This is a genomic window from Streptomyces toxytricini (genome assembly GCF_014649915.1).
GTDB lineage: Bacteria > Actinomycetota > Actinomycetes > Streptomycetales > Streptomycetaceae > Streptomyces > Streptomyces toxytricini.
In genome coordinates this window covers 15,876-26,583 of the sequence record NZ_BMTY01000039.1, presented here as the reverse complement: position 1 = coordinate 26,583, position 10,708 = coordinate 15,876, and the positions used below count along the sequence as shown (strand labels likewise).

The following is a 10,708-nucleotide window of genomic DNA, read 5'->3' as shown; positions in this document are numbered from 1 at the left end:
TCGGCGTGCCGGGCGGAAGCCCGCGTACCGGACGTACTCGGGCTTTCGCCCGGTGCGGCGAGAGCGCGTGCCAGGCGTCGCGGGGCAGGCGGGAGTTTGACGACAGGCCCTAGCCTCCGGTGGGGCGGCGCTGCTGGGTGGCGCGGTAGCGGGCGGGGGAGATGCCGTAGCGGCCGGTGAACGCGGTGCGCAGCGATTCCGTGGTGCCGAAGCCGCAGCGGGCGGCCACGGCCGCCACCGGGAGGCCGGTGGCGGCGAGGAGCTGGGCCGCGGCCTCGGTCCGGGCCTGGCGCACGTACCGGCCGGGGGCCTGCCCGAGGTGCTCGGTGAACAGGCGGGTGAGGTGGCGGGGTGTCACCCCGGCGAGGGCGGCGAGGCGGGCCGTGCCCAGGTCGTCGGCGGGGTGGGCGAGGACGTGCCGGACGACTTTCGCGACAACTCCGCTGTCGGGGGCCGGGGCGGCGGTGTGCAGGCTCATCTGGGCCTGGTTGCCGGGTCGTTGCAGGTAGGTGACGAGGTCGCGGGCGACCTGCCGGGCGAGTTCGGGCCCGTGGTCCTCCTCGACGAAGGCGAGGGTGAGGTCGAGGGCGCTGGTGATGCCGGCTGCCGTGTACACGTTCCCCTGGCGGATGTAGATGGGGTCGGGGTCGACGGTCACCTTCGGGTAGCGGGCGGCGAGCCGGGCGGCGAACCTCCAGTGCGTGGTGGCGCGCCGGCCGTCGAGGAGGCCCGCGGCCGCGAGGACGGCCGCCCCGGTGCAGACGGAGGCGACGCGGCGGCTCTCCCGGGCCAGGCGGCGGACGTGGCCCACGAGGCGGTCGTCGGCGGCCGCGCGTTCGAAGCCGACGCCTCCGGAGACGATGAGGGTGTCGAGGGGGCCGGTGAGCCGTTCGAGGGACTGCTGGGTGTGCAGGGTCAGCCCGGTGCCGCAGACGATCGGTGCGCCGCCCGGGGCGGCGAGGCTGACGCGGTAGGGCCGGTCGGGCGTGCCGAGCTGGTTGGCCATGGCGAGGCCGGTCGTCACGCACGCGATGTCCAGCAGTTCGGCCGCCTCGAAGCCGACGACCACCATGAGCCGCTCCCCCATGGGCCCGACCCTATGCCGGAAGGACGGGTACCCCAAGCCGTCGGACGGGACGGGCCGCGGCGGCTGCACCGGGACCCCTCACCGGACCACCCTGGGCGTGACCGCCGATCCGTCCTGTCCTTCAGGGAGACACCGTGACGACCGATTCCGCCCGCACCGGCACGCCGTCCGCCGCCGTCCGTACGTCACGCGGTGCGCGGGCGGGTGCTGCGGTGGCCCACCGGTGGCCCACCCTGCTGGCACTGGTGCTCGGCGCCGCCACGTTCGCGGACGGGCTGCCGGGCCGGGGGTTCCTGGCCGCGCTGCTGGTGGTGATGCCGGTCTGCTACCTGCTCTTCGGGGCGCTGCGCCGAGCCTTCGGCGGGACGCGGATGGTCGCGGTCCAGGTTGCCGGGCTGCTGGTGTTCGGGGCGGCCGCCGCCGTCGCGGTGTCGGTCGGCGAGAGCGCGGGCCTGCGGCTGCTGGCCGCCGGGTGGGCGGCGCACGCCGTGTGGGACTTCGTGCACCACCGGACCGGCCGGGTGGTGCCCCGGGCCTGGTCCGAGTGGTGCTGCGTGGTCGACCTGTGCGGGGCGGCCGCCCTGCTCGCCTGGTCCTGACGCAGGCGCGCCGCCCCGCTCGGGGCGGGTCCCGTTACGGGATCGGTGCGGGCGCGGAGCCGACGAGGGCCTGCAGGACGTCGACGGCGCTGCCGTCGTGGTCGCTGCCGGAGGTGCCCGAGCCGTTCTGGAGGTTGGCGGAGCGGTCGACCTCCACTATCGAGTCGGCGTGGGAGTTGTCGATGACCGTGATCAGGCTGTCGCCGGCCGCGGCGGGGGCGGCTCCGGCGCCGGCGAGGGCGCACGCCGCCGACACGGCCGTCAGGGCGGCGGCCGCCAGGGCGGCCGGCGTCCGCTGTACGGGCAGCCGCAGCGGGACGCGGCGGGTCACGCGCCGGCGCCTTCGAGGATGCGCTGGCGGGCGATGTTCCGGGCCAGCAGGCTGGTGGACTCCCGGACGCCGATGCCGCCGGCCGCGGCGGCCTCGGGCAGGCGGCCGTCGGACAGCTTGAGCTCGGTCAGGGCGTCGTGCATCGCGCGGTGCGCGGCGAACAGGCAGGGCGTGCTGTAGATGGCGATGTCGACTCCGAGTTCGCTCAGCTCGCCCAGGGACAGCCGGGGAGACTTCCCTCCGGCGATCTGGTTGAAGAGCAGCGGCTTGCCCGCGACGACTTCGCGGATGCGGCGGATCCACTCGACGCTGCGCACGCCGTCGACGAGGACCACGTCCGCGTCGGTGGCGGCGAGCGCCTCGGCGCGCCGCAGGATGTCCGCCTCCTCGGTCGCATCCGTCCGGGCGACGACGACGAGGTCCCTGCGGGTGGCGAGGACCATGTTCAGCTTGTCGAGGTATTCGGCGAGGGGCAGCACCTGCTTGCCGTCGGCGTGGCCGCAGCGGCGGGGGCGGCGCTGGTCCTCGAGGATGATGCCGGACGCGCCGATGCGCTCCAGGCTCTCGACGACGTGGCAGGCGACCTCGGGGTCGACGTAGCCGTCGTCGATGTCGACGAGCAGGTCGTGGCCGGGGAAGGCCCCGCGCAGCCGCTGGACGAAGGAGAGCATGTCCGGCCAGGCGATGAACCCGATGTCGGGCAGGCCGTAGTACGAGGCCGCGAAGCCGAAGCCTGAGACGAACATCCCGTCGTAGTGGTCGGCCGCGATCGAGGCCGAGTACATGTCGTACACGCCGATCAGCGGGGTGGTGCCGGGCCTGGCGATACGGGCACGGAGCTTGCTGCCGTAGGTCAACGCGTCTCCTCGGGAGTGGGTGGGACGGCCTGCCGCAATGCCGCGAAACGGTAATGCGGAGGCAAAGAAAGAGTCATCACGCTTTGTATCCGATCAGCCACTTAAAGCAACAGAGGGGCGTCGGCGTGTCACTCGCGCGAGTGACCCCGTTCACTGCAGAAACGCCACGCCGCCCCCGCCGCGAGCAGGGCTCGAGGGTGGCGCGAGGCACCCACGAGCGCCCACTGCCGCACGGTCCGGATCCGATCGCCCACTGGCCGATAGGTGCCTATTGCAGGCAAATCTTCGTGTGCAAATGTTCATGGATCCATCCGTGTGACGGACCGTACCGGCCCGCCCGCTTCGCCCCCCTCTTCCGCCAGGAGAAGGAATGACGCTGAAGCTGCTGCTCGCGAACGCCCCCAACCCCACCGCCAACCGGAACGCCTCGAACTACGCCTGCTACCCCCACATCGGGATCGTGCAGCTCGCCACGGCGACCCGGGACGCCCTGGGCGACCGCGTCGAGATACGCGTCGTCGACGGAGGCATATCCAACACGGCCGCCGTGCAGCGCGCCGTCCGGGATTTCGCGCCCGACCTGGTCGGCATCAGCGCACTCACGCCGACGTATTCGGAGGCCCTGGACATCGCATCGACCGCGAAGGCGGGCGGGGCGCAGGTCGTCCTCGGCGACGACCACGCGATCTTCTTCCCCGAGATGATCCTGCGGAACAGGCCGCAGATCGACTATGTGATAGCCAACGACGGCGGCGAGATACCGTTCGTGCAACTGGTCCGGGCCCTGGCGGAGGGCCGGAGTGTGGAGGAGGTCTCCTCACTCGCCTATCGGGACGGCGGCAGGATCCGCCGCAACCCGGCCCCGAAATACGCCCTCTCACTGCGCAACACGATTCCCGACCTGTCGTTCATCCACGACGTGCTCGACGTCTACGCCGACAACTACCGGGCGCAGTTCGGCCATTTGCACGGGCACGAGGTGCGCCCGGTCACGGTGAACAACGCGCGGGGCTGCGAGAACGGCCACAAGCGCTGCACCTACTGCTCGATCGCGGACCTCACGGTCAACACCGGGGATCCGCGGGGGTTCTGGAAGACGGTCGACCAGTACCACCGCGAGCACGGCATCAACCTGTTCTTCGAGGTGTACGACAGCTTCACCGCGAGCCCCCGGTACGTCGACGCCCTCATCGACGCCACTCCCCCGCACCTGAAGCGGCTGATCGACGGCGGCGAACTCCAGGTGATGGTGTACGCGCGGGCCCTCGGGCTGACCAAGCGGAACAACGTCGACAAGCTGCGGCGCCTGGGCGTGGTCCGCGCGAACATCGGCCTGGACGCCGCCGACCCGGAGATGCTGGAGGCGCAGCGGAAGAACAAGACGACCGGCGAGACGAACCTCGAGGCGATCCGCATGCTCAACAAGGCGGGCATCTCGGTGCACGCCTCGTACATCGCCGGTGCACCGGGCGAGCGGCCCGAAACCCTGGACCGCACGATCAGCGGCATCCGGCAGATGCTCGGAGAGGTGGAACTGTCCTCCGTGGAGTTCTCCCGGTTCATTCCGCTGCCGAACAGTCCCGCATGGGACCTGCTGGTCGACTACGAGCGGCCGAACTTCTTCAAGAGCAGCGGCGACATCGACGCCTACCTGGCCGGCCTGGGAATCTCCTTCACCACTGCGGAGCGGGCGGAGATGCAGGACCGGTTCGGGGATCGGGACCTGCTCGACATCGACGAGCTGGGTGCTTATTGGGCGGACAACTTCACGCACATCAGCGAGGATCACGCCTTGCAGCGGATCGCGGAAGTCGACGAGATGGTGAGCGCCCACAACGTGCGCACCGGGAACAACGTCGGATAGCGCGGGGAAGGAAGGTGCCCGAATGCTCGGAGTGGAGAACCTGCTGACGTATACCGTCGGCGCCCTGCTCATCATCCTGCTGCCCGGGCCGAGTTCGCTGTTCACGCTGTCCGTGGCCGCACGGCTCGGGGTGCGGGCCGGCTACCGGGCCGCGGCAGGGGTGTTCCTCGGCGAGACGCTCCTCATGGCGGCGACGGCGGCGGGGCTGGCCTCACTGCTCCAGACCAACGACTTGCTGTTCGCCATCGTGAAGTACGCGGGCGCCGGCTACCTCACGTGGATCGCCGTCGGCATGATGCGGGCGGCGTGGGCCATGTGGCGGCGCCCCGGCCGGGCGGCGGGAGCGGACGGGGAGGAAGCGGCGGCCCCGGGGGTTGCGGGGGCGGGGGCTGCGGGGGCCGGGGGGCGGTTGTTCCGGCGCTCGCTGGTGATCACCGTTCTGAACCCGAAGGCGATCCTGTTCTTCATCTCCTTCTTCGTGCAGTTCGTCGACCCCGACTACCCGCACCCGGCGTTGTCGTTCGGGCTGCTGGCCCTCGTCTACCAGGTGATCAGCATTGCCTACGTCACCGCGCTGATCCTGGGCGGCACGTACCTGGCCGCGCAGTTCCGGCGGCGGCGCAGGCTCTCCGCGGGGCTGACGACGGGGGCGGGAGCCCTGTTCCTGGGGTTCGCGGCCAAGCTGGCCACGGCGGGCAACTGACGGCGGCCGGCGGGGCGGGCGGCGTGTCCGGCCGCCGCCCGCCCCGCGCGGCGGCGCCGGCCCGTCAGCCCGCGTCCAGCACGAAGGCGGCTTCCCCGTGCAGCCTGCCGTTGACCTGGAGCTGTACGAGGTGCTCGCCGGGGAAGTAGCGGCGGGTGGTGATGGGCTTGAAGGAGTGCCGCCTGGTTCCGGTGAGGGTCTCGCCGGGGGCGAGGGTGCGGGTGGCCAGTTTGAACACCTTGGGGGTGCGGCTGCCGTTCGCCTTCCTGTGGTGGACGACGTAGTCGAGGACGAGTTCGGCGGGCGTGTCGGCGTCGTTGGTGAGGGCGTAGTCGAAGACGAGGTAGTCGCCGACGGCGACCCGGGCGGTGGCGACGACCGGTCCGCGGACGGTGACCGGAGCGTCGGGCGCGTGCCCGAGGACGGTCATGGCGTCGGCGCGGCCGGCCTTCACGACGGTGCGCAGGCCGTGCCGGGCCACCCGGCCGGTCGTGGCCGCGGGCGCGGCCAGCCAGCGTCCGGCCGTCTCGACGGCGAGCCCGGGATGGTCGCGGCTGATGTCGTTGAGGTGGTTGGCGACCGAGCGGCGCACGTAGTCGGAGTCGTCGCGGTAGAGGGCGTCCAGGAGGGGCAGCGCGGGCCGCGGGTCGGCGATGGACTCGGGGAGCTGCGGCGCCCACGGGAGCCGGGGCCGGGTGCCTTCGCTGACGAGGCGGCGGACGTGCGGGTCGGGGTCTTCGACCCAGGAACCCATCAGCGCCAGGGCGCGGTCCCGGTCGGCGCGCAGGAAGGGGCGGACCGCGGACTCCGCGGTCAGGCGCGGGGTGAGGTCGCGCAGCAGGGCGAGGGCCGGCTCGAATGCGGCCGGGCCGGAGGCGAGGCCGCGGACCGCGACCGCCTCGTTGACGGGGAAGGTCATCCAGCCGTCGAATCCGGGCGCGGCCAGGGCGGCGCGCAGGGCGGCCTCGAAGGCGGCCCAGTCGGCGGGCAGGTCGATGAGGGCGGCATCGCGGACGGCGGCGACCCGGCCGCTGAACGTCAGCCCGTCGAGCGCGGAGGCGCAGGCCAGCAGGGCCGGGGCGGACCTGAGTCCGGCTGCCGGGGCGAGGCGGCAGGCGAGGTCCCGGACGGTGTGCGCGCTGAGCAGTTCATCGGCCGTGGGCATGGACCAAGTGTGACCGATCCCCTGAACCGCCCGGGCCCAGGCCTGCCCCCGGGGGGTGCCGCTACCGCCGACGCCTGCCCGCGGCACCGTCCCGGGATTCCATGGGCGGTGACGGGCCGCCCCGACCGGCGGCGGCAGCCGTAGCGCAGTCGACGCGGGGGCCGGCGGGCCGGAAGGCGGACGGGACCGAGCCGTCGGTCCGAGCCCCGCCACGGCCATGGCCGGTCTCCGCCTGGCGCCGGAAGACCGCCGACGGGTCGCGCGCGGTGGGATGCGGCGGCCATGCACGGCCTCGCCGCAATGTGGGGCGGGTGCGGGTGAGACTGCGCCGCGGCCGGGGCTGCGGAGGGGCCCCTCCCGTCCACGGGTGGCGCCGGTACGCCGGAGGCACGCCCCGGGCTGCCTGTCTCGGCCCGGGCACATCGAGCCGGGTTCCGGGGCCGGGAACCCTACGCAGGCCCGGCCCGCCCAAGCCGGGCACGCAGAACCGAACCCGGGGCCGGGGAACCGTAGGGCTTCAGCCCACCCGACCGGGCACGCAGAAAGGGGTCCCGGACCCCGGGGGTCGTACGGGTTCGGCCCACGACACGGTGCTGCGGGTACAGGTGCGTGGCCGGCCCCGTGCCCTGGGGGCGTACGCACACCGGGGCTGCGGCCGGGCGGAGGCACGGTGGGGACGGCGCCGGGTGTCGCTGGGGGCGGGGTCGCAGCGGGGCGGGGCGGCGGCGGTGGGGTGGGGCCGGGTGGCGCAGTTTGGCCGGTTCCGGACGGACCACCGGCCGCGGAGGGGAGCGCCGGCCGCCGGAGCCCGCCGCCGGGTGGCGCGTCCCAGGGCTGCGGAACCGCGCGTTCCCGACAGACCGTCGGATTGCGGCGCGCCGTACCACGCAGCAACGATCATTCGCGGCCGCGGTGGACCGGCCGGCCCGCCGAGGCCACAGCACAGGCCACTCGTGGTCCGGTGGAGCGTCATTGGACTGCCGCTGAGGTGACGGACCAGGCCAGGACAACAGGCCAACGTGACATGTGGACTTGCCGTTGGCCTGGTCCGCCGCCGAGACTCGAAACGCACCACGAACGAACGCCCATTCGGACGCCGTCCCGGGGCCGTTCGCCGTGTGCCGCGGCCGTCCGGCCACGGCCCGCGCGGCGAACCGGCGACCACCCGCCCGGGGCGACTCCGTTCGCCGGCCGCACGCGCCGGGACCACTCCGGCGCATTCACCGCGGCCCGGCATCCCCTTCCACCAGAGAGGAAGTCCGCCATGCCCGAAAGCACCGCCGGCACCGCCCCCGAGGACCTCGACCTCGACTTGGACCTCGACCTCAGCGACCTGGCCATCACGGCGCTGCGCGACACGGCCGCCCTGCCGGAGAGCGGCGCCTCGCACGGCTCCTGCTCCTGCCAGGCCTCCTCCTCCTGCGCCCAGCCGCAGACCGACACCCCCATCGGCTGACGGCCCACCGCCGCCACCCGCTCTACCTGATGCGCTTTTCCGACGATGCGAGAGGCTGACACATGACCGACCCCAGCGAGGGCGTCCTCGCCCTGGACGACCTCGACCTCGACCTCGGTGAGCTCACCGTCACAGCACTGCGCGACTCCGTCGCCCTGCCCGAAACGGGCGCTTCGGGCGGTGTGAGCTCCAGCTCCTGCGGCTCCTCGTCCTGCGGCCAGCCGCGCCTTCCCGAACTGCCCCTCTGAGCAAGGCCGCTCCGTGCGGCCGGCCCCCGGGCCGGCCGCACGGGCCCCGGCACCGCGCCGAACACCCGCCCCAGGACCGGATCCGCCACCACGGGAGCCCCGCCATGCCGCACCCCGCCCAGACGGCGCCGCCGCGCGCCGCAGCCGCGCGGGCCGACCGCCCACTGCCGGAGCCGCCCGCCCTGACCGCCCCGTACGCGCTCGTCCGCACCACCGTCACGCCGCACCCGGCCGACTCCGAGGCGTCTTCCCGCGTACGGGCCCTGCTCGGCGGGCTCGCCCGGATCGCCGCACAGGAGGAGGAGCTGCGGGCCGGACTGTGCGACGACCTGTTCGCGTCCCGGCCGGGCCACTCCGAGGCCTTCCACCGCCAGGTGGTGCTGCCGCTCCGCCGGGCACTGCACAACGGCCGCGCACCGCGGCCGGCCCTGCTGGCCCGGCTCGGCGACCTGCCCGTACGCGTCCCCCGGCTCGGCACATGGCTCGCCCTGCGCGAGGAACGCGCCGCCCTGCTCGCCGAGGCCGACGACGCCGTCCCGGCGGCCCTGGCCGCCGAGCGCTCCGCCCTTGCAGAAGTGTGCCGCTCGCCGGGCTTCACCCGGGCCGTCGCCCTCAGCAGCACGGACCTGCTGCGCGCCGTGTCACGGGCCGCCCGGGACGAGGGCGGGCGCCGGGCCCGCAAGGAGGAGCCCTCGGTGCTGCGCCACGCACTGCGCGCCACCGCCAAGACCAGCCCGCTGTCCTGGTACACCGCGGTGGGCTGGTACGGCCAGGGCCCGGGCGCCGGCACGCCCGCCTTGCGGGCCGTGGTCCGGGAGAACCGGGCGCCGGTCGCGGCTCTCGTCTGCGCACTGCTCGACGAGCCGCGCCGCCGCGGCACCCTCGCGCACCGCCTGACCAGCAGTGCCCGCCCGACCGGCGACGGCCGTGTCCGCTACATGCGGGACACCACCGTGTTCGCGGGCGGCCGGTACCTGGTCACCCGCGAGGAGGAGATCGAGGTCGCCGCGCACCCCGCGTTGGCCGTCCTCGACGGGCTCGCGGTGCAGCCCGCGCCGCCGGACGCGCTCGCCGCCCGGCTCGCCGCGGCCCTCGGCCGCCCGGAGGCCGACCCGGCCGTCCGCCGGTTCCTGGGTCAGCTCGCCGAGAACGGGCTGCTGGTACCGGTCGACCCGGTCGATCCGCAGCACCCGCAGCCGCTGCGCGCCCTCGCGGGCTGGCTGCGCCGGTGGCCCGAGGACGCCGCGCTCGCCGACCGCATCGACCTCCTCGCCGCCGACACCGCCCGGTTCGCCCACACCCCCGCCGCGGAACGGCCCGCGCTGCTCGGCGACCTCGCCGAGCGCTGGCGCGACCTGCTCGCCGACACCGGACGGCCTGTGCCGGCCGGCGCCGCCCCGCTGAACGTGCTCTCCGAGGACGTACTGGCCGCGGGCGGGCCCCATGCCCCGCGACCCGCCCCGGCATGCGCACCGGCCGCACCCGAAGCCGCGCCCGCCGTCGGGCGCGGTCCGGTCTCGGACCGACCCGACCGGGCCGCCGCCCGCCGCCCCGCCGCCGCGGATCCGGCCGCCGGCGCCGCCCCCGCCCCGGCGGCCGCACTGTCGGCGGGCGATCGGACGGCCCTCGCCGAACTCACGGCCTTCGCCGAGCTGTTCGACCTCGGCCACCTGATGCGCCGTGCCGCGGTGCGGCGCTTCACCGCGCGCTACGGGACCGGCGGCACCTGCCCTGCCCCGTGGGAGTTCGCCGCCGACACCGCCGCCTCCTGGGAGGATGCCTCCCGCCTGGCCGCCCGCCCCGCCGACGACCCCGCCCTCCCGCCCGGGGCGGCCGAACTGATGCGCCTGCGCGCGGAATTCGCACGGCTCGCCAGGGCTGCCGCGGCCGCCTCCGGCGGGTCGGAGGGCCCGCCCGAGGAGATCGTCCTGCCGGCCGCGGAGGTCCGCGGGCTGGCCGCCCGACTGCCCGGCTGGACCGCCGCCCGGCCGCTGGGCTACGCCTGGTTCGTCCAGCACGCGGTCGAGCCCCCACCGGCGGACGCCGCCGGCGCAATGCTCTGCGTCAACCACGTGTACGCCGGCTGGGGCCGCTTCACCAGCCGCTTCCTCGAAGGCCTGCCCCCCGCGGCGGCCCGCGCCGTCGCCCGCGAGATCCGGCGGGGCCTCGGCTACGGCGCCCGGGCGGCGCAGATCCGGCCGGTGGGCGGCTTCAACGCCAACCTCCACCCGCTGCTGGTCGACGCCGAGATCGGACCCGACCGGCATCACGGCACGATCGCGGAATCCGACGTGGACCTGGTGCACGACCCGGCATCCGACCAGCTGCGCCTGCGCCTGCGGGCCACCGGCGAGCTCCTCGACGTCCTCTACCTCGGCTTCCTCGCCCCGGTGATGCT

Annotated in this window: 10 protein-coding genes; 6 read left to right on the top strand and 4 right to left on the bottom strand. The window is 74.5% G+C overall.

Going from position 1 to position 10,708, the window contains the following annotated elements:
* Positions 1-109: 109 nt before the first annotated feature.
* Positions 110-1,087 carry a GlxA family transcriptional regulator gene (locus IE170_RS32005; protein WP_189812987.1) on the bottom strand — a complete coding sequence of 326 codons (978 nt, stop codon included), beginning with the start codon at positions 1,085-1,087 and terminating at the stop codon, positions 110-112.
* A 134-nt stretch (positions 1,088-1,221) separates the two neighbouring features.
* On the opposite strand from IE170_RS32005, the gene IE170_RS32000 reads away from it, so the two are divergent.
* Positions 1,222-1,686 (top strand): hypothetical protein, encoded by a 465-nt coding sequence (locus tag IE170_RS32000; RefSeq protein ID WP_229885378.1) that lies wholly within the window; start codon positions 1,222-1,224, stop codon positions 1,684-1,686.
* A gap of 34 nt (positions 1,687-1,720) precedes the next feature.
* Here IE170_RS32000 and IE170_RS31995 read toward each other — a convergent pair whose 3' ends face one another.
* Positions 1,721-2,017, bottom strand: a complete 297-nt coding sequence (locus IE170_RS31995; protein ID WP_229885373.1) for a hypothetical protein — start codon at positions 2,015-2,017, stop codon at positions 1,721-1,723.
* Positions 2,014-2,874, bottom strand: a complete 861-nt coding sequence (locus IE170_RS31990) for an isocitrate lyase/PEP mutase family protein (RefSeq protein WP_189812986.1) — start codon at positions 2,872-2,874, stop codon at positions 2,014-2,016. Before IE170_RS31990 ends, IE170_RS31995 begins: the two co-directional genes overlap by 4 nt.
* 370 nt (positions 2,875-3,244) lie before the next feature.
* Between IE170_RS31990 and IE170_RS31985 the strand changes: the two genes are divergently transcribed.
* Positions 3,245-4,738: a B12-binding domain-containing radical SAM protein gene (locus IE170_RS31985; RefSeq protein ID WP_189812985.1), complete on the top strand. Its 1,494-nt coding sequence runs from the start codon at positions 3,245-3,247 to the stop codon at positions 4,736-4,738.
* A 22-nt stretch (positions 4,739-4,760) separates the two neighbouring features.
* A complete protein-coding gene (gene leuE, locus IE170_RS31980; protein ID WP_189812984.1) occupies positions 4,761-5,441 on the top strand; it encodes a leucine efflux protein LeuE in 681 nt (226 codons plus the stop codon).
* Positions 5,442-5,505: 64 nt separating this feature from the next.
* On the opposite strand, the gene IE170_RS31975 is transcribed toward leuE, so the two are convergent.
* Positions 5,506-6,606 (bottom strand): DNA alkylation repair protein, encoded by a 1,101-nt coding sequence (locus IE170_RS31975; RefSeq protein ID WP_189812983.1) that lies wholly within the window; start codon positions 6,604-6,606, stop codon positions 5,506-5,508.
* A gap of 1,264 nt (positions 6,607-7,870) precedes the next feature.
* Between IE170_RS31975 and IE170_RS31970 the strand changes: the two genes are divergently transcribed.
* The 3 genes from IE170_RS31970 to IE170_RS31960 all read left to right on the top strand — a co-directional run.
* The gene (locus IE170_RS31970) at positions 7,871-8,062 is read left to right on the top strand and encodes a thiazolylpeptide-type bacteriocin (RefSeq protein ID WP_189812982.1); all 192 of its coding nucleotides are present in this window, start codon (positions 7,871-7,873) and stop codon (positions 8,060-8,062) included.
* A 62-nt stretch (positions 8,063-8,124) separates the two neighbouring features.
* Positions 8,125-8,310: a thiazolylpeptide-type bacteriocin gene (locus IE170_RS31965; RefSeq protein ID WP_189812981.1), complete on the top strand. Its 186-nt coding sequence runs from the start codon at positions 8,125-8,127 to the stop codon at positions 8,308-8,310.
* A 104-nt stretch (positions 8,311-8,414) separates the two neighbouring features.
* On the top strand, positions 8,415-10,708 hold a 2,294-nt coding region (locus IE170_RS31960; protein ID WP_189812980.1), incomplete at its 3' end, for a lantibiotic dehydratase.